The organism is Cupriavidus yeoncheonensis (genome assembly GCF_905397275.1).
GTDB classification, from domain to species: domain Bacteria; phylum Pseudomonadota; class Gammaproteobacteria; order Burkholderiales; family Burkholderiaceae; genus Cupriavidus; species Cupriavidus yeoncheonensis.
Genome location: NZ_CAJPUY010000012.1, coordinates 201357 through 219929, shown reverse-complemented (window position 1 = coordinate 219929; position 18573 = coordinate 201357). Strand labels below are relative to the sequence as shown.

Here is an 18573-nt window from a genome sequence, read left to right as displayed (position 1 = left end):
CATCAAGTCATTGAAAAGAAAAAGAAAAATCGCGAATCTGCCGGCGAGGAGGGGATGCATGGCCCAGCCCGGTGTCTGCCCGGCACCCACACTGCAGTGCGGGCGTGTTCGCCGCCAGCCGACACCCGCGTAGCCGTTTCCGAACCGCGAATCGAACGTGCGGAACGATTTGCCATCGGCCGACACGAATCAGGACAGGGCCATGCAATGCATCGGCACTGCCCCGGGGGCGGTGGACTTGCATTGACTGGCACGTTTCGGCTGGAAGGAGGGCTCACATGAATGCAAAGGCAGAACTTGTTCCCGCAACCGAACTCGCGCAACGGAACCCTATCCGCTTCCCCAATGAAAGCGCGGAGTACCGTCAGGCGCGCAACGCGCTGCTAGCGGAAGAGATCGAACTGCGTCGTCATATTGAACGCGTCGCCGCGCTGCGACGCAGGCTGCCGCCGGGTGGGGAGGTGACGAAACGCTATACGTTCCAGGGTGAGAACGGTCCGGTCACGCTTGCCGACCTGTTCGGCGACAAGGACACGCTGGTCATCTACAGCTACATGTACGGGCCGCAGCGCGAGAAGCCATGTCCCATGTGCACATCGATCATGGCGTCGTGGGACCACAAAGTGCCGGATATCGAGCAACGCGTCGCGCTGGCGATGGTGGCCCGCTCGCCCATCGACCGACTGGTTGCCGCCAGGCGCGCGCGCGGCTGGACGAAACTGAAGGTCTATGCGGACACCGACGGGGATTTCACGCGCGACTATGTCAATCCCGAGGATGCCGACATGCCGGCCTATACGGTCTTCACGCGCCGGGACGGGAAGATCCGGCATTTCTGGAGCGGCGAGTTGTTCGGCATCCCGCCCGATCCGGGGCAGGATCCCCGTGGCGCACCGGACCTCGATCCGCTGTGGAGCCTGCTGGACACCACGCCGGAAGGGCGGGGTACGGACTGGTATCCGAAGCTGGAGTACTAGGGTTTGCCGTCCCCGTGTCAAACTCGAGTTCCAGATTCCGGTTGGCGAGTAGGCGGCCAGGTACCGTTAGGTGCGTCCTCCCACACGCACAAGAGTAAAAAGGCCCTGCGGGACTAAGGTCGCGCAGGGCCTCGAGCACGTCAGCCAGGTCGGCTTACGGCCGGTCGATCGAGATCGAGTAGAACGGTTTTCCGCTGGCGTTGATCGAAATGGTCAGGCCCGTGTTGGACAGGTTCATGCTAATGGCCTCGCCGGCGCCTGGAATGCCATTGACCGGTGCCACTGCAGGCCGGTAACGAATGCCTGTGAACGGCACGTTGTCGTACCAAGTGTCGATGCGGCCGTCGTTGCGCTGGCGCGTGTAGGTGTGGGCGGTCGTATTGACGGCAGTCACCGTGTTTGAGAACGTGGTGATGTCGGTGACCCCCATATCGTTCAACGATGCATCCCAGTAGGCGTTGGTGAAGCCCACTTCCGGCAGCACGCGTGCGACCGGATGCCTTGCGACCATGAACCCATTCGCATGGACGATCACGACGGCGAGTTGCCCATCCACGCCCTTGAAGCCGAATGCGCGAGCAGTACCGCTGGTGTCAGTGAGATCAAAGCCACCGTTGGCATTGGCCGAAAAGGTCGGCAGGTCACCGGCAGGCCAGGGCTGGCCACAGCCGCTCATGCCGCAATCGGCAGCTTTGGTGAACTTGCCCGCGCCATCCACATTGAACTGGATCAGGCCCGAACCGTAGTTGCCAGGATTGGTTTCACGCTCAAAGCTCATCGCTACCCAGTCGCCCGCCAGTTCGGACAGGGGAATGGTCTGCTCCGGAATCAGCAGGCTCGGCGCGCCGGCGCGGCGCTCCAGCCCAATACCGGATTTGGAAACTAGCAGCCTTGCGTCGGTATTACCGAAGCGGCAGGCTTCGCTGGCATACGCCTGGAACTGCTCTGACGCGCTCGTGGCGTCATTGGTGCGTGTAAGCGCGACTGCGTCCACGGTGAACCGCTGAATCGTGTTCGCTGTCAGGTCAACCTTCTGGTACTTGCCGCTCCGGTAGGTCGCGCAGGTGGCCGATGCGGGGTTCAGGAGGGTCTTGATGCCGTCCGTCGAGCCCTTGTTGCTGGCGACGGCTTCGGACAGGTCCGAGATCGATGTCTTCGACGAGGCCAGCGCGGTACCCAGGGTATCGAGCCGCTGGTCCAGGGCGTTGCCCGGCGTGTCACCATGCGCGGCCACCAGCGTATCCTTGAGCGGATCGATGCCGGTCAGATCGACGGTACCGCTGAGGACCAGTACGACATTTGCCGTGCCGGCGCTCACGCCGGCGGAGGTCAGCTTGCCTTGCGCGGTCGCATCGAAGTTGCTGAAGAAGTCAGACGTGCTCCCGCCGGCAATCGACGCGGTGACGAGTTCGGTCAGCGGGGTGATGTTCGCGACGGCCGAGGTGCCCGTGCCGCTCTCCAGCACCGAGTGCAGCGTTTGCCCATCCGGCGTTGCCACGCTCAACACGCAGGGACGGGTTGCCCCTTGGATATTCAGCGTGAATGTGCCATCGGCTGCCGTTGTAGCCGTGCCGCTGCCCACCGCGCACTTCGCCTGAACGGTCGCATTCGGAAGGGCGGCGCCTACGGCAGCCGTGCCCTTGATGACCGTGGTCGGCGTGACTGAGGTCGATGGCGACGGGGACGGCGACGACGCGCTATCACCACCACCACCGCAAGCGCTGAGCGCCGCTATCGCAATAGCTGTCGCAAGCAGCTTGTATTGCATTTTCATTCGGTTACCTCTCGATCGAGTTATTGGTTTGTCACTCGCCGGCATCCCCCACCTATTGCAGACCCATTCCGACAAGTGATTTTGCGAAATCGAACTGAATTCGAAATCGCGGGCTGAATGTAGGGGTATTAAAACAGGTGAAACAATCTAGCGAAAACGTGAATTGACAAACCTTTGGATCGTCGAGCCTTTGTTGTCACCCTTCCTGTGTCAGGTAAATTATGTGACCAATGCATAACTATTTTTATGAATAGGTGATGAATTGGTGGCATATCGACTGACCTGGTGCTTTGGTTGCCGCAGCGCTGTGGGCGGGATGAGCCAGCCGGTGCGTCGAATTGCGCAATAATGCGAAAGCAATCCAATGAAACTGAAAATACCTCTTACTGCGACATGACGCAAAAAAGAGACTGGCTCAAACTGTCCTTTCAGGAATTCAACATTAACTCATTTGTGGTATTGCGATTTTTGTTGCGCGTCTACCTGGATTTGAGTCGGCGAAGGTATTGTGGGTAAAGCGTGGCAAAATCCCCGGAATTGCACATTTTCCCCGGGCTTGTCTGGACGAATAAATGCGGAGCTCTATCAACGGCCGTAGATGGCCGAAATCCGCCGTAGCGGGGCTGTGGGCGAACAGCCGAGAATCGGCCGGACCGGGCCGCTCAGATCGAAGTGGGTCGGATGTCCGACTAGTGTCGCTTTGCAGCCATCAGTCCGCCGCGCAGATCGGTGAACAAAAAAAAGACCGCCCGTCAAAGAGCGATCTTTGCAGCGGCCGGAAGCAGAGCGGGCCCCGCTTGCTCCGCCTCCGGTTGCGGCCCGTTGTACCTTAATGCTGCAAGGCCGCGACGATGCCACCGACATTGTTGATGGTGTTCGTCACGCTCTTGATGTCGACATCGGTGCGGGTCGAGGCATCGACCTGCGTGACCGGCGCGAAGATCGTGTTGGGGCTGGCGAACGAGACGCCTGAGCCATTGGCGATGGCGTTGACGCCGGAATTCACGAAGATGCTGCCGCCGCGCACGGCGCCCATCTTGGCGTGATCAAGGTCTTGTTCGAGCGGGAGGTTCTGGATGGTCAAGGACATGATGGTCTCCTGGGTAGGCTGAGTGTGCTGGTTGTGGGTAGATCAGTGCTGCAGGGCCGCGACCATGCCGCCCAGGTTGTTGATGGTGTTCGTCACGCTCTTGATGTCGACATCGGTGCGGGTCGAGGCATCGACCTGCGTGACCGGCGCGAAGATCGTGTTGGGGCTGGCGAACGAGACGCCGCTGCCACCGGTGATGGCGTTGACGCCGGAGTTCACGAAGATGCTGCCGCCGCGCACGGCGCCCATCTTGGCGTGGTCGAGGTCTTGTTCGAGCGGCAGGTTCTGGATGGTCAAGGACATGATGGTCTCCTGGGTAGGCTGAAGGAACGGATGTACTGGATGGGGGATCAGTGCTGCAGCGCCTGCACGATGCCGCCGACGTTGTTGAGCACGTTGCTGATGCTCTTGAGGTCGACGTTGGTGCGGGTCGAGGCATCGACCTGGGTGACCGGGGCGACGATGATGTTGGGGCTGGCGAAGGACACGCCGGAGCCGCCCATGATCGCGTTGATGCCGTTGTTCAGGAACAGGCTGCCGCCGCGCACGGCGCTCATTTTGGCTTGGTCGAGGTCTTGTTCGAGGGGCAGGTTCTGGATGGTGAGGGACATGATGGAACTCCTTGGGTGTGCTGGTCTGGCTTGGGTTAGAGAGCATTCAGTGTTGCGCTCGCAGTCATATACGCATGGGGTGTGCCAGCTCTCGTTCCAGCCCATTAAGGAATTATCAAGTCATTGAAAATAAATAGAAAATCTTGCGAACCGGCACACCATCCCGCCAATTCAGACCCTGCGCGCTGTTTGGCTGTACCCAACACATTGGGTCCCGCCTGTTTGCGCGGTGACGACACGAGCGACGCAGCGCGTCCGTGGATACCCACATTGACGGTGTACTTCATCCGCGTAAAAATGAATTCATAAATATGAATATTGCGTGGTGCCGGCCCGAGGTGGCCGCGCCACCGTCAACGCTGTACTGGAGACACCTGATGAAGCCGAATTTCCGTCGCCGCCTGATGCTTTGCGCCGCCGTGCTGGGCGCCATGCCCGCACTGGCCTGGAGCGATACGTATCCGAGCAAGCCGATCCGGATGGTGGTTCCTTTTGCCCCGGGCGGCGCCACCGACGTGGTGGCGCGCCTGATCTCGCAGAAGCTTGGCGAGGCACTCAAGCAATCGGTGGTGGTGGAGAACCGGCCCGGTGCCAACGGCATCATTGGCACCGATGTCGTCGCGCGTGCCGCGCCGGACGGCTATACCTTGCTGCTCAACACGGCCGGCGCGCAGACGCTCAGCCCGCTGATCTACAAGGCCAGCTATGACCCGCTGAAAAGCTTCGAGCCGATTTCGCTGATCTCCAACATCGGCTTCGTGATGGTCGTGCACCCGTCCGTGCCGGCCAGGTCCGTGCAGGAATTCGTCGCGCTGGCCAAGTCCAAGACTCGGCCGCTGAGCCTGTCGGCGGGCAGCAGCATGATCGAGCTGATCGGCGCCAGCTTCAAGGCGACCGCCGGCACGCCCGATGTTGTGAGCGTGTCCTACCGCGGCACCGGGCCGCAGATGCAGGCCGTGGTGGCCGGGGAAGTGGACATGACCATCGATCCGTTCAATTCGATCGCCATGATCAAGGCCGGCAAGCTGCGCCCGCTCGCGGTGCTGTCGGACAAGCGCTCGCCCGCGCTGCCTGACGTACCGACCATGCAGGAAGCCGGCTACAGCGGCATGGCATTCGGTTCCTGGGCAGGGCTGCTTGCCCCGGCGGGAACGCCGAAGGAAATCATCGCGCGGCTGAGCAAGCAAGTGACCCGGATCGTGGCGCAGCCCGATATCCGGGAAAAGCTGGCAGCGATCGACTACGACGCCGTGGGCAGCCCGCCGGAGCAGTTCGCCAGGACCATTGCCGACGATACGGCGCGGTGGAAGAAGATCGTCAAGGAGACGAACTACAAGGCGGGCTCGTAATACCCCCGGGCGTGCTTGCGCTGCCGGCGGCGTTATTTCTCGCGCAGCTCTGTGGGAGAGACTTCCGGCCCTGCAGACTGCACCCGCCCCCAAGTTCACCGCCTGCCTTTCCAGATGCTCACGGATGAAGTCCATCAGCGTGCGCGTCGTGAGCATCGGATACCGGTTGGGCGCCGTCAGGTCACGCTCGAAGGCGCTCCGTTAGCGTCGAGTGTTGGGATGTGCTGAGCAATTTGCGCGAGTGTCGCGCGCTCCACTGAATACCCGATGGCCGGACCGACGATCCGGCCATCTTTAGCATTCGCACCGTCCCCCCTCAGTATTCCGATAGCGTCGCAATCGTGGCCTTCACGCGTCCGCGCAATTTGTGGATCTGAAGCTTCCACACGCATTCTCAAATTAATCCTATCGACCGACCACCGCTCATGTGGATAGGTCGCTTGTGTACGTGAATGCGCAACTTCCCGCCAGATCAAGCTTCTCGTGAATATCGCAGAGGAATTGCGAGAGTTAGGACTAATCCTAGAGACATAACGACAAACGAGGTCGTTTAATCCAGCGCTGTGGGAATTGCTATGCGTCGCGATGCCGCCCCAGTGAACGCCGACAAGGTTGAGCGTGATGAGGCCCTGACTCCGGAAGACATCCAGGCATGCCGTTTCTGCTTGACTGACTTTGGCGCTACTCGGCCCGGATGCCGATTGCCGGGATGACGGACTTGGTGAGCACGGCGGTCATGAGGTTCTCCCTGGATGAACTGCACAACGAGAAGCAATAAGTGAACAATACAAAGAACCGCTCGACGATGCCTCGCTCCGAACCTCGCTGGCTGTGGCAGTTATCGGCTACCGGTTGGTGCCACTGCGGGTTGGCCTATGCCGGCGCCTCGACGCTCCCCCCGCAATGGTGGCCAGTCCATGCCATGCTGCCGCTGCGGGACCGGTATTCGATGCGGCGCACGGCGCTGGTGCTGTCAGCACTGGCCTACCGTGCGGGTGAGGCACCGACCGATGCGCCACCGCCGGATCAGGGCGTGACATGGTGCTATCAGCACTGGACATCTGCTTCGTGGCAAGACTTGGCCACCTGGTCAGAAGCGGGGGCGCCCCCGCCGATACTTCCCGCTTGATTTTCATACAAGGGCAGCGCGCCGCGCTGACCGACCTGATGGGCGGACAGATCCAGCTGATGTTCGACTCGATGCCGTCCGCCATGCCGTTCATCAAGTCCGGCAAGCTGCGTGCCGTGCCGTGACGACCGCGCGGCGGGCCACGGCCTTGCCCGATGTGCCCACCGTCGCGGAATCAGGCCTGCCCGGCTTCAATATCAGCACGTGGTATGGCCTGTGGGCGCCACGCGGTACCCCGGTGACCATCGTCGTAAAGCTGGCCACGCATGTCGCCGCCGCGGCCCGACGTGCGGCCGCAGTACGCCGACATGGGCGCGGAGCCGGTCGGGTCCTCGCGTCGGGATTTTGCCCAGTACAGCGCCGCCGAAGGAAGGAAGTGGGCGGAGATCGTGAGGCGCTCGGGAGCCAGGGCGACCAGTGAGCGAAGGGCCCGGAAGGGCCCTATGTGCTGCAGGCGCCAGGTTGCGGCCGGGTCCTTGCGCCAGCACGAGGCCGGCAATTCACATTTGCCGCCTGCGATGGCATGCCAGGTGGCCTACCGCACACAGGCCGCAATGAGAGTCTGGGGTGCCGGCAAACCATCGACTACCGTTAAAGTCCGCATCGCCGCTTCGAGGGCTGACGATGATGAGACCCAATCGGCGCCTGATCCAGATTCCGGCAGGGCTGCTGGCTTTGTTGGCAGTGCAAGGCGCGCGCGCGTCGGATATCCCGTGCAACGCCCCGTTGGGCGGCCCGGCGGCCCGTTGCGAGGAGCCCTACGGCAGCGGCGTGGGATGCGAAGCGCGGCCGCATGCAGGCGCCCGCAAGGGCCACCTGATCTGCGAGTACACCATGCTGTCGCAGCGCTATGAGCGCATCTATGGCGAACAGCAGAAGATGCTGCGCAACGGCACGATGCAGGCCGCCGACATCGCGGCGTGGCGCGCCAGGCGTGATGCCTGCGACTCCGTGCGATGCCTGGACGGTGTCTTCCATCAGTTCTGGCGGCAGCGCGACGCGATGCCGAAAAAACCGGCCGTGGCCCGACAAGGTGCCACCGAGAATCCGCTCGCGGCAAGACATGAGGCGGCCTCACGGCCGCTCCCCCCGCCAGCGAAGCCCGCATCGCGTGGTACGCCGGCTTCCGCGCCCGCTCCGGCGACCAGCGCTAACGTGGCATCCGCCGCTGCTGATGCCTCCATCGCTCCTTATGCCTCCATCGCTCCTGATGCCTACATCGCTCCTGATGCGTCCGTGGCTTCCGGGCGGGCAGTCACTCACCCGGTATCCATTGCGCACAGGACATCCGCTGCGACCGCACTGGATCTCGTGCCTGACGCAAACGCCACCGCTGTGCCTGTTTCCATGGTGTCGCCCCAACCCGGCGCGAAGCGTGGGCCGGAGCCTCTGCTCATGGAAAGCCTGCTCTCCGGTCTTGCGGTCCTTGGCCTGGGAGCAGGCGTTGTGTGGAAGCGCAGACGGGCCGTGCCCCGCGCAGGCCAGGGCGTGAAGCCCCGCCGGATGCCTGCGGTCATGAAGATCACGTATGGCCTGCTTCTCGTGAATGCACTGCTGTTGCCGTTCACGCTTGGCCTGCGGTAGGGCGCACCGGCCCTGATGGTCTGGCACCCCGAAGGCGATTGAACTGTCACCAGAAAAATCGCCCTTGTAATCTTTTCATCTTGCCGTCGAAAAGATTCACTTCTGCTCGCAAAGTACATCGGTCACGATTTCCATGCTTTGGAAGCGTGCTACGTCGCGGGGACGCGCTCAATTCGCGTCGATTTGCGCGGGGACTTCGGCTGTCTTGATCCCGCGTGTCCGTTTCGGGGAGGTTCAGGAATGCTCGCAAAGATCGTGGCGACGTATCGCTACTTCATGTCGGTGGTACCGTTCCGGCTGACGCCGGCCATCATCAGCACGGTCGTGCTGGTCACGCTGCTGCTGATCCCGCCGCCGGCCGGCTTGAAGTCAAACGCCTGGGACCTGGTGGCCATCTTCCTGACCACCATTGTCGCAATCATTCTCAAGGTGATGCCGATCGGCGTCATGGCGATGATGGCGATCGTGATCGTGTCACTGGCGCAGGTGACCTCGAACTCGTCCAAGGGGGCCATCGCCGATGCGCTCAGCAGCTTCTCGAATCCGCTGATCTGGCTGATCGTCGTGGCGATCCTGATCTCGCGCGGGCTGAAGAAGACCGGGCTGGGCAGTCGCATCGGCCTGATGTTCATCGAGCTGTTGGGCAAGCGCACCATTGGCATCGGCTATGGCCTGGCGATCTGCGAGCTGGTGCTGGCGCCATTCACGCCCAGCAACACCGCGCGCGGCGGCGGCATCGTGCATCCGATCATGCGCTCGATCGCCGGCGCTTTCGACTCCGATCCCGCCAAGGGGACACAGGGCAAGGTCGGCACCTATCTGGCACTGGTCAACTACCACGCGAACCCGATCACTTCGGCCATGTTCGTGACAGCCACCGCGCCGAATCCCCTGGTCGTCGACTACGTGGCCAAGGCTAGCGGACAGTCGCTGCACCTGAGCTGGACCACCTGGGCGCTGTGCATGCTGGTGCCTGGCCTGCTCTGCCTGCTCCTGATGCCGCTTGTCATTTTCGTGCTGTGCCCGCCAGAGTTGAAGGCGACGCCTAATGCGATCGACTACGCCAAGGCCGAACTTGCCCGCATGGGCCCGCTAAGCGGCAAAGAGCGGGTCATGATGGGCGTCTTCGCCGGGATGCTGGTGCTGTGGGCCAACGTGCCGGCCATGATCTTTGGCCCGGCGGCCACGCTCGACCCGACCGTGGTCGCCTTTCTCGGCCTCTTCGCCTTGATCATCACCGGCACGCTCGACTGGGACGACGTGCTGTCGGAAAAGAGCGCCTGGGACACCCTGGTCTGGTTTGGCGCCCTGGTGATGCTTGCCGAGCAGCTCAACAAACTTGGCGTCATTGCATGGTTCTCGAACAATATGCGCGATGCCATCGTCGCCAGTGGGGTAGGCTGGCTCCCGACTGCCGCCGTGCTGGTGCTGGCGTTCGTGTTTTCCCACTACCTGTTCGCGAGTACGACGGCACATATCAGCGCGATGATGCTGGCCTTTCTTACCGTGGGTGCCCACCTGATCCCGCCGCCCTATGTCCCGCCTTTCATGCTGATGATGGTGGCCGGCTCCGCGATCATGATGACGCTGACCCACTACGCCACCGGCACGTCGCCAATCATTTTCGGCAGCGGCTATACCACGTTGGGGCAGTGGTGGCGGGTCGGCGCGGTGATGTGCGTGCTGGAGCTGATCATCTTCACCGTGGTGGGTGGCGTCTGGTGGAAGATTCTGGGATTCTGGTAATCCGGCGACGGTCGATCGGCGCCTACCGTGCAGACCACGCGGCGCCATCGCGAATCGAACCGATCGAGCCGGTGGCGAGCGCCAGGGCCGCCGCCGCGGCGAGCGCGCCGCTGTAGGCGTCGGCCGAGGCGTTCTGCGCAAGCAGCAGCTGGTTCTGCGCGAGGTTGGCCTCCGTCACCGAACCGACGCCCTTGCGGTAGGCGGCGAAGGCCGCGTCATAGGTGACCCGGGCCGCATCGGCCAGCGCCCTGGCCGCGTCATACGCGGCCAGGCTCGATTCCAGCGCGCTCTGGCTGACCACCACCTGCCGCACGGACTCTTCTTTCGCGCGGGTCAGTTTCGCCGACGCGCTGTCGGCGTCGTTGCGGGCCTGGGCCAGTGCTGCGGAACGCAGCCCGCCGTCGTAGATCGGTACCGTCACACCCAGGAAGACACTCGCGCCGTAGCGGTAACCGCTCAGGTTGACCGTCGGCGGCTGCTGGCCGACGGACGGAATCGCCGAAATCGACGAACCGCCCGACGCGTACGAGGAAAAGGCCGACAGGAACACCTTCGGCATGAAGGCGGCCTCCGCCGACCTTACCCTGGCCTGGCTGGCACGTTCCACCGCATAGGCTCCCAGCACGTCGGGCCGCCGCGCGATGGCGGTCTCGACGATCTCTTCGACCGAGTTGCGGAGCGACGGGGGCAGCGGCCGCAATGGCATCTCCGCAATGCGTGGCCGGGACAGGGGGGAGATGCCGATGGCAGTGACCAGCGCCAGGTAGGCATCGGTCTCGGCGCCTTGTGCCTGCACCATCGCGAGCCTGTTCTGCGCAAGGTTCTGCGTGGCCTGGGCCACCTCGACCGTGGTGCCGAGGCCGCGCTGCTGGCGCGCCCTGGCCGCAGCCAGGACCGCGTCAGCGTTGTCCATGGCCTTCTGCACCGTACCGGCACGTGTGCGCGCCGCCTGGTAGCGGTAGTACGAGACGCTGACGTCGTGGATGATTTTCTGGTGTATCGCCGTGAAGGCAATGTTCGCGGCAACCGACAGCTGCTCGGCGGCGTCGACCAGGCCCGAGCGCTCGCCGAAGTCGAACAGCAGCCACTGCAGCGACAGCACCGAGATTGCGCCGTGCGTGGATGAGTTCGCGGCCAGCTGGCCCAGCGCCGTCGATGTCGAGCTGTGCCCGCTCTGGTATCCGCCCATCGCCGCGGCGGAGATGTACGGCAGGTAGCTGCTCTTGGCAATGCCGGCGGCCAGGGCAGCATTGCGTGCATCGTTCCAGGCAATGCGCGTCAGCGGGTTGGTCGACTCCGCCATGTCGATCAGTTCGGGCAGCGTATAGGCGTTGGCGGGATCGAGCACCGCTGGCGGAGCGATCGATGCCAGCGCGGGGTTTGCCGGAAGCGTGTAGTCGAGCGGTGGCGGCCCCGGCTGCTTTCGGCCTGGCACGATCTCGCCGGATGCCGCCGTGGCCGGCTGCCAGGGCCGGTCAGGCTGCTCGGGAGCCAGTTCGAGCGATGCCGTGGCGCAGCCGGCCAGCGTTACGGCGGCCACTGCCAGCGCGGCCAGGGAATCAGGTTTGCGCATGAATAGAGGACGGTGTGGCCATGTCCGGAACATCCGTATCGGACGTTTCAAGTTGGTGATCGATGATCGCGAGCAGCCCGTCTCGGGCCTGGGCCTCCACGGTGTCCGGGGGCGTTGCCCCGGCCGCCGGCGCATCAGGCGCACGCATGTCGGGCGCAGGCATGTCGGGCGTCCTCAGTCGGCTCAGGCGTTGCGCAAGCGCCGGGTCGCCCGGGAAGCGCTCCGCCAGCAGGAACATGGGGCCGGATATTGCGTCAAGCCTTGCCAGGCGTTCGCGATGGCTGTGGACCCACTCGTGCGCTGGCCCGACGGACGACGGCTCATAGTGGGCTAGGATCAGGTCTTGCGTGATCGTGCCATGCAGGGCCAGCGCAGCCGCCGCGTGCTGGCGGCGCGCAGAGGCCTGCGGGGCATCGATGAGCGCCTGCCATTGGCTGACCAGCGCCGCCAGGGCGGATTCGACCCGGCCCGCAATGCTGACCGGCCAGAGCCGCGCGAATACCAGATACACAACGAGATTGCCCAGCATCACGCCGATGACACGGTCACGCGAGATGGTCAGGTCGAAGTCCGGCGAGGGGCCCTGGATCACGCACAGGTAGAACGCAAACGCGATCTGGAACCCCGCGTAGGCGATACGCGGCGAGCCCTGTGCCACCCAGGCGGAAATCCACGTCCCGGCAAAGACCAGCAGCATCAGTCCGCCTATGGACGAGAGGGCCGGCACGACATACACGAGGGCCGCCGTGCCGATTGCGGCGCCGACCATGCAGCCGGCCAGGCGCAGCGACAGCTTTTCCATGGTTTCGGCCATGGTGCCGAGCGACACCAGATAGCAGGTGATGAAGCAGGTGTGGATGCCTGGCCAGTTCAACTGCTGGTAGAGCAGGTAGCAGAACATCGCCGCGCCCGTGGTCTTGAGCGCATAGCGGACATGAGCGGGATTGGTGAACGCGTCGGCGGCCAGGAAGCCACTGCGCGCGGATTCCGCAGCGGCCGGCGGCGCAGTCTCGTCCACTTCGGCAAAGCGGTTGATGGCGGCGACCAGTTCCCGGACAACGGTCTGCTGCACCGGCGTCAGAGGGTCGAGCGGCGGAACTTCCAGCCCGACTTCTACCGGATAGCCGCCGGCATCGAGCATGCGCGCCATCTCGTCGAGCCGGGCGGCGATGGGCGCGGCGGTGGCCGCCGGCAATTGCGCCACGGCTTGCCGGCGCGTGACGTCCACGGCCAGCAGGACTGCCATGGTCGACGCCATGGCTTGCTGCAACGCGCGCAGATCCTGCGCGTTGAGGGTGCCCTCGAGCCGGGCAAGCTTCAGCCAGGTGGCGACGGTCTGTACGCCCCCGTGCAGCGCGGTGTGCAGTGCGTCGGCATCGCGCTCGTCGCCCGGTGTTTCCCGCAGGCAGCGTGCGGCCAGGCGCAGGCCGTGCGCAAGCCGGTCGGTGGCCAGGCGGCGCGGGGAGGGGCCGATCAGCAGGTTGACGACGACGTTCACGCCGATCGGGATCGCCACCATCAGCCAGGCGTAAAGCAGCCCGCGCGTGGCGAGTTCGCCCGCGGGTGCGAGCCCGAGTTCATCGAGCCCGAAGCCGCTGATCATGGCGACGATGGCTCCGACCGGGCGCAGCTTGCTGGCTGAAGTCAGGAAGAGCACGGCGGCGGACAGGACGGCCATGCACGCCACGCGGCGCATCGGGTCGTCGATGGTGAAGCCGGCGAGCCACATCACTATGCCAATGATCAGGCTGACGAGTATCAGCGCTGCCACGCTCATGATGATGCTGGTGGTGCGGTCGGCCCGGTTGAAGAAGAAGATGACATACGCCGAGATGGCAGCCTCGGGCGTGCCGTAGAGGCTGGTCACCAGCACGGTGAGCGTGCTGCTGACCGTGACGCGCGTCGCGGCTGCCGCGCGGCCGGATACTGGCGCGAGCAGGGCGCCGATGTCGGCAAGGCCCAGGCGCAGCTTGTCAGCGGCAGGCTGCGCCATGCCGGATCTCGACAGTTGCGCTCGCGCCCACGCGGGCCAGCGTCTCGGGCGGGTCTTCCAGGCGGATCCGCACCGGGAAGCGCTTGGCCACGCGCACCCAGTTCACCGACGGCTGCACATAGGGCAGCGAGCGCGGCAGGTTCAGGCGGTCGGTGTCGGTAATGCCGATGCCGATGCCCTCGACCTTGCCACGCAGCGGGCGGCTGCGGTCGATCATGGAATAGACCGTGGCGCAGTCACCGATGCGGATTTCGGCCAGGTAGGTTTCGCGGAAATTGCCCACCGCGAACCACTCGCCGGTATGCACCAGCAGGAACAGGGACTGATTGGGTATCACGACTTCGCCCGACAGCACGTTCAGGCCGCTGACGCGCCCGGCGTGCGGGGCGCGGACCGTGGTGTCGTCCAGCGCGCGCTGGGCAATGGCCAGCGCCGCCTCGCGCGCGTGCACGGTGGCGGTGGCGTCGTCTTCGTTGCCGACAGCCCGCGCCGTGGCGGTGCGCTGCGTGTTGGCCTGCCGCAGCGACACGCTGGCGTCGCGCTGTGCCACCTGTGCCTGGTCGAGTTGCTGCACCGGCACGTAGCCGTCGGCAACCAGCGGCTTCAGCCGGTCCACCGTGCGGGCCGTCAGCGCGTAGTTCTGTTCGGCTCGCTTGATCTGTTCCGATGCGATGGCAGCCGTGGCTTGCTCGGTAGAGATTGTCCGCCGCCGGGTACCCAGCGCGGCCTGCGCCAGCTCGAGGTCGGCGCGCGCTTGCGCGACGGCGAGCTGGTAGGGCACAGGGTCGATCTCGAACAGGACATCGCCCTTGGCCACCAGCTGGTATTCGGAGACGTGGATCTTTGCGATGCGGCCTCCGACGGGCGATGCCACGTGAACCATGTCGGCATCGAGCGATGCATCATCCGTCGACGGATAGCGGGTGGTGCGCTGGTAGGCGTAGACGGACAGCAGGATGGCCAGCACGACGATGACCAGTGCGATCAGCCTGCCGCGTTGCGGGCTCTTGTGTGCGCCGGCCATTTTCATAGGAGGTGTCCCGTACCCAGTAACCAGACGAGTTCGGCAAGGATGAGGCCGATCGCGGTGTTGACCAGAAGCTGGGCGCGGACGATTTCTGCCCAGCCCGTCGCGACGAAGATCCGGTGGGAGACGATTGCGCCCGCGATGCCGGCCAGCGCGCTCAACAGCCAGAGCGGGAAGTAGGCGCCGAACAATCCGAAAGACGGTGCGCCGGCGCAACCATAAAGCGATGCGGCCAGCGCGAGAAGCGCGAGCGAGCGTGCCATGGAATCAGGGTCGAAATCGTCGCCGTAATATAGCAGCGCGGGTCGCGGCTTGTCCAAACCGCAGGGCCCGCCGTACGGACGCTCGCGGCCATGCGCGTCCTGCTATACAGTCGCAACTGCGGCGATGACCGCGGCAGTCGCCACCGCAGCGGCTACGACAAACCATTTCCTGGGGACACAGATGAACCGCAAGGGCTTGCTGGATGCCGCCGACTCCCTCGACGAACTCGCTGCCGGGAGGCAACCGGTGCCGGCCAGGGTAGCCGCCGGGGCCGCCGCGCTGGAGCGCCTGCATGCAGATTATCCGGGCTGGCGCGATGTCGGCGACGCGCTGTTCGGTCTCAAGGCGCTGGCGGATGGCTGCGCGATGGAACTCGACGCCAACGGGCGCCAGCGGGCCGGCCGGCTCGCCGATGTCGTGCGCAGCCTGCTCGACCAGATATGAGGGTCCGGCCGCGCAGCACGACGACCTTCTGCCGTCTTACCTGCCACCCGTCGTAACCGCCTTCGATGCAGTTGGGGCTGTCGCCTCTCCGTTACGCAGTTGCAGCAGGTCAGTGCACCCTTCGAGGGTTTTCCCCTGTGGTGACCGAGCGACGCTGTCGTCTCGCGTTGCAGCAATCATTCGTAAAAAAATGTTAGATACATGCTGCAAGAGTCACAAAATAATGACTGAAACGACCGATTCTGGGTAATTACCTAGGGATCAACTTAGACCGTTTCCTCTAATCTCTGCATCCTCGATGCGGCGCGCTTCTAGCTGACGCGCCGTGGTCGAGGAAACCCAACCTCGGTCAGAACGCCATGGCGGCACATGGCGCCTTTCTGGCCGGTCGCTCTCAAGGAGAACCCACGCATGTCCGCCTTCACGTCCGATCAGTTTGCGGCGCTCCACAAGACCAACCTGGCCAATCTGGCCATGATGTCCAAGTCGACCATCGACGGCTTCCAGAAGTTAACCCAGCTGAACCTCGAGACTGCCAGAACAGCGCTGACCGAAGGCCAGGAGAGCCTGAAAGCCGTGCTGGCCGGAAAGGACCTGAGGGACGTGCTCGCCGTGCAGAGCAGCGTGGCCCAACCCGCGGCCGAGAAAGCCATTACGTATGCGCGCCAGGTATGCGAGATCGCCACGCAGGCGCAGGCAGAACTGGCCCGTGCGGTGGAAGAGCAATACGAACAGAATCACCGCAATCTGCAGGCCTTCGTCGACACCTTCGTGAAGAACGCACCGGCCGGATCGGAAGCGATCTCCGCGTTGCTGCAGTCGACGGTTGACGCCGCTGGCAACACCTATCGTTCGGCCCAGGCCATCTCGAAGCAGATGACCGACGTCGCGCGCAACAATCTTGCCGCCGGCGCATCCGCCGCGGCCACCCGGGGCGCCTCCGGCAAGGCCTGACCCAGGCAGCGGAATGGCCCGCGCCATTCCGTGACGGCAGGCCGGACCGCACCGGCCTGCATGGCTTACGCGGACACCAGTTCGCAGAAGCGCTCCAGATCGATATTGCCGCCGCTGATCAGGATGCCCACCCGCTTGCCCCTGAGCGCATCCTTCATCTGCAAAGCCGCGGCCAGACTCAGGCAGCCCGTGGGCTCGACGATCATCTTCATGCGCGACGCGTAGAACTTCATCGCCTCGACCAGCTGGGCATCGGTCGCGGTCAGGATATCGTCGACATCGCGCTTGATGATGGCGAACGTGTACTGGCCCAGATGCTGGGTCTGCGCGCCATCCGCAATCGTCTTCGGGGTGTCGATATGCACGATCGAACCGCTGCGGAACGATTGCTGGCCATCATTGCCCGCTTCGGGCTCCACGCCATAGAGCTTGCATTGCGGCGCCAGCGCGCGCGTCGACAGCGCCGTGCCGGACAGCAGGCCACCGCCGCCGAGCGGACAGAACAGCGCGTCCAGCGCGCCGACTTCCGCGAACAGTTCGCGGGCCGCCGTGCCTTGTCCGGCCAGCACGTCCGGGTGGTCATAGGGTGGGATCAGCGTGAAGCCGTGCTCGCCGGCCAGGCGGCGGCCGATGGCCTCGCGGTCTTCGGTGTAGCGGTCGTAGCTCACGACGTTGGCGCCATAGCCCTTGGTGGCCGCCACCTTTGCCGCGGGTGCGTCGTGCGGCATCACGATCGTCGCGGGAATGCCCAGCAACCTGGCCGACAGCGCGATGCCCTGCGCATGGTTGCCCGACGAAAACGCGACCACGCCCGCGCGGCGTTGCTCGGGGCTGAACTTCGACAGCGCGTTGTAGGCGCCGCGGAACTTGAAGGCGCCCATGCGCTGGAAGTTTTCGCACTTGATGAACACCTCGGCGCCGAGCATGTCATTGAGCGTGCGCGAGGTATTGACCGGCGTGCGATGCGCGACGCCTTCCAGCCGTTTGGCGGCGGCCTCGACGTCTGCGTAGGTGGGGAGATCCGGAGTGGTCATGGGATGGTCCGTTCAGCGATTGATTACCAGGGCCAGGCGACAAGTGAGCAGGCGCGGTTCGGTGCGCGACACCGGTGCCAGGACAGCAATTGTGCGATTGGAAGCGCTAATGATACGGGTTCTTGCAATGCAGGAGACCATGCCACCACGCCGCAGGCGCTGCGCACCGAACAGCGCCGGGCACTGATGCAGAAGCTCAGGGAATCGGGCTACCTGGACCTGAAGCCGTGGCCCAGCACCCGGGCGTATTGCGCGACGGTCTGCAACCACGCCAAGTAGCGCCCGAGCCGGTTTATGCGCCGCATCGGCGTGCCTGGGCTCGTGCGGCAGCGGTATCCGCGATTTCGCATGCTAGGATGAACCCCTCCGCAGCCGCCGCCCCAGCGGCCATGACCACCCCATGACCACCCTTTACGCAACCCTCGGCGTCGAATCGGACGCTACCCTGGACGAGATCAAGCGCGCCTACCGCCGGGGCGCCATGAAGTGGCACCCCGACCGCAATCCTGGCCGCGAGACCGAGGCGCATTTGGCGTTCCAGGAAATCCGCGACGCCTACGCCATCCTTTCGGACGACGAGCAACGGCGCATCTACGACGACGTGTTCGCGCAGGAAATGCGCCGCTGGCAGGCCGAGCTTGCGGAGCAGGAAGCGCAGGAGCACGCGGCGCAGCGCGAAGCCCAGCGCGTCGCGCAGGAGCATTACGAGAAGATGGTCGCCATTGCGATGCGCTTTGCCGATGACGGCCACAACCGCGATGTTCTCTTCGGCGTGCTGCTCGGCCAGGATTGCGAGGCCGAACTCGCCGCGCGCATCGCGGACAGCGTATGGGCCCTGCAGGAGTCGCGCAGGGCACATGCGGAGGCTGCGGAGGCTTCCGGCCCGGATGTCGCTCCGGAGGAGCCTGTCAATGCGGCGCCACACGGTGAAGACGCGAGGCGAACCAACCGTCACCCGGGCGCGTTCGAGTCGTTCTGGCACGGTTTGTTCGGAATTCGTTCCTAGCGCCAGGCTGGCGGTGGC

At 64.3% G+C, this 18573-nt stretch carries 18 protein-coding genes; 9 read left to right on the top strand and 9 right to left on the bottom strand.

Annotated elements, in window-relative coordinates; genetic code table 11:
• The first annotated feature begins 278 nt into the window (after nt 1-278).
• The gene (locus tag KHO22_RS18120) at nt 279-977 is read left to right on the top strand and encodes a DUF899 family protein (RefSeq protein ID WP_211948536.1); all 699 of its coding nucleotides are present in this window, start codon (nt 279-281) and stop codon (nt 975-977) included.
• Between the two features lie 154 nt (nt 978-1131).
• Here KHO22_RS18120 and KHO22_RS18115 read toward each other — a convergent pair whose 3' ends face one another.
• From KHO22_RS18115 to KHO22_RS18100, 4 genes are all read right to left on the bottom strand, one after another.
• A complete protein-coding gene (locus KHO22_RS18115) occupies nt 1132-2745 on the bottom strand; it encodes a hypothetical protein (RefSeq protein ID WP_211948535.1) in 1614 nt (537 codons plus the stop codon).
• 835 nt (nt 2746-3580) lie between these two features.
• Nucleotides 3581-3841 (bottom strand): hypothetical protein, encoded by a 261-nt coding sequence (locus tag KHO22_RS18110; protein ID WP_211948534.1) that lies wholly within the window; start codon nt 3839-3841, stop codon nt 3581-3583.
• A 42-nt stretch (nt 3842-3883) separates the two neighbouring features.
• A complete protein-coding gene (locus KHO22_RS18105) occupies nt 3884-4144 on the bottom strand; it encodes a hypothetical protein (RefSeq protein ID WP_211946299.1) in 261 nt (86 codons plus the stop codon).
• Between the two features lie 47 nt (nt 4145-4191).
• On the bottom strand, nt 4192-4452 hold the full coding sequence (locus KHO22_RS18100) for a hypothetical protein (RefSeq protein WP_211948533.1): 261 nt from the start codon (nt 4450-4452) through the stop codon (nt 4192-4194).
• Between the two features lie 377 nt (nt 4453-4829).
• Between KHO22_RS18100 and KHO22_RS18095 the strand changes: the two genes are divergently transcribed.
• The 5 genes from KHO22_RS18095 (at nt 4830) to KHO22_RS18080 (ending at nt 10260) form a co-directional block, all read left to right on the top strand.
• Nucleotides 4830-5801 carry a Bug family tripartite tricarboxylate transporter substrate binding protein gene (locus KHO22_RS18095; RefSeq protein WP_211948532.1) on the top strand — a complete coding sequence of 324 codons (972 nt, stop codon included), beginning with the start codon at nt 4830-4832 and terminating at the stop codon, nt 5799-5801.
• 1125 nt (nt 5802-6926) lie between these two features.
• On the top strand, nt 6927-7055 hold the full coding sequence (locus KHO22_RS32870) for a hypothetical protein (protein WP_420839616.1): 129 nt from the start codon (nt 6927-6929) through the stop codon (nt 7053-7055).
• Complete coding sequence (locus KHO22_RS18090; protein ID WP_420839615.1) at nt 7052-7351, top strand: tripartite tricarboxylate transporter substrate-binding protein; 300 nt, start codon at nt 7052-7054, stop codon at nt 7349-7351. The genes KHO22_RS32870 and KHO22_RS18090 overlap by 4 nt, the downstream gene beginning before the upstream one ends.
• A gap of 146 nt (nt 7352-7497) precedes the next feature.
• Nucleotides 7498-8514: a GntR family transcriptional regulator gene (locus KHO22_RS18085; protein WP_211948574.1), complete on the top strand. Its 1017-nt coding sequence runs from the start codon at nt 7498-7500 to the stop codon at nt 8512-8514.
• A 240-nt stretch (nt 8515-8754) separates the two neighbouring features.
• Nucleotides 8755-10260: a DASS family sodium-coupled anion symporter gene (locus KHO22_RS18080; protein ID WP_211948531.1), complete on the top strand. Its 1506-nt coding sequence runs from the start codon at nt 8755-8757 to the stop codon at nt 10258-10260.
• A gap of 22 nt (nt 10261-10282) precedes the next feature.
• Here the strand turns inward: KHO22_RS18080 and KHO22_RS18075 are convergent, their stop codons facing one another.
• From KHO22_RS18075 to KHO22_RS18060, 4 genes are read right to left on the bottom strand one after another with little or no spacing between them, the layout of a single operon-like run.
• Nucleotides 10283-11833: a TolC family protein gene (locus KHO22_RS18075; protein ID WP_211948530.1), complete on the bottom strand. Its 1551-nt coding sequence runs from the start codon at nt 11831-11833 to the stop codon at nt 10283-10285.
• Entirely contained in the window at nt 11820-13826 is a 2007-nt protein-coding gene (locus KHO22_RS18070) for an FUSC family protein (protein ID WP_211948529.1), read from the bottom strand. The genes KHO22_RS18075 and KHO22_RS18070 overlap by 14 nt, the downstream gene beginning before the upstream one ends.
• Complete coding sequence (gene mdtN / locus KHO22_RS18065) at nt 13807-14856, bottom strand: multidrug transporter subunit MdtN (protein WP_211948528.1); 1050 nt, start codon at nt 14854-14856, stop codon at nt 13807-13809. Before mdtN ends, KHO22_RS18070 begins: the two co-directional genes overlap by 20 nt.
• Nucleotides 14853-15116, bottom strand: coding sequence for a YtcA family lipoprotein (locus KHO22_RS18060; protein ID WP_211948527.1), 264 nt, complete (start codon nt 15114-15116; stop codon nt 14853-14855). The genes mdtN and KHO22_RS18060 overlap by 4 nt, the downstream gene beginning before the upstream one ends.
• Before the next feature lie 181 nt (nt 15117-15297).
• Here KHO22_RS18060 and KHO22_RS18055 point away from each other — a divergent pair, with 181 nt between their 5' ends.
• Together KHO22_RS18055 and phaP are read left to right on the top strand one after the other, a co-directional pair.
• Entirely contained in the window at nt 15298-15561 is a 264-nt protein-coding gene (locus tag KHO22_RS18055; protein WP_211948526.1) for a hypothetical protein, read from the top strand.
• Between the two features lie 411 nt (nt 15562-15972).
• Nucleotides 15973-16515 carry a TIGR01841 family phasin gene (phaP, locus tag KHO22_RS18050; protein ID WP_211948525.1) on the top strand — a complete coding sequence of 181 codons (543 nt, stop codon included), beginning with the start codon at nt 15973-15975 and terminating at the stop codon, nt 16513-16515.
• 65 nt (nt 16516-16580) lie between these two features.
• On the opposite strand, the gene KHO22_RS18045 is transcribed toward phaP, so the two are convergent.
• Nucleotides 16581-17549 carry a threo-3-hydroxy-L-aspartate ammonia-lyase gene (locus tag KHO22_RS18045; RefSeq protein ID WP_211948524.1) on the bottom strand — a complete coding sequence of 323 codons (969 nt, stop codon included), beginning with the start codon at nt 17547-17549 and terminating at the stop codon, nt 16581-16583.
• Nucleotides 17550-17949: 400 nt separating this feature from the next.
• Here KHO22_RS18045 and KHO22_RS18040 point away from each other — a divergent pair, with 400 nt between their 5' ends.
• A complete protein-coding gene (locus tag KHO22_RS18040) occupies nt 17950-18555 on the top strand; it encodes a J domain-containing protein (protein ID WP_211948523.1) in 606 nt (201 codons plus the stop codon).
• Nucleotides 18556-18573: the final 18 nt, after the last annotated feature.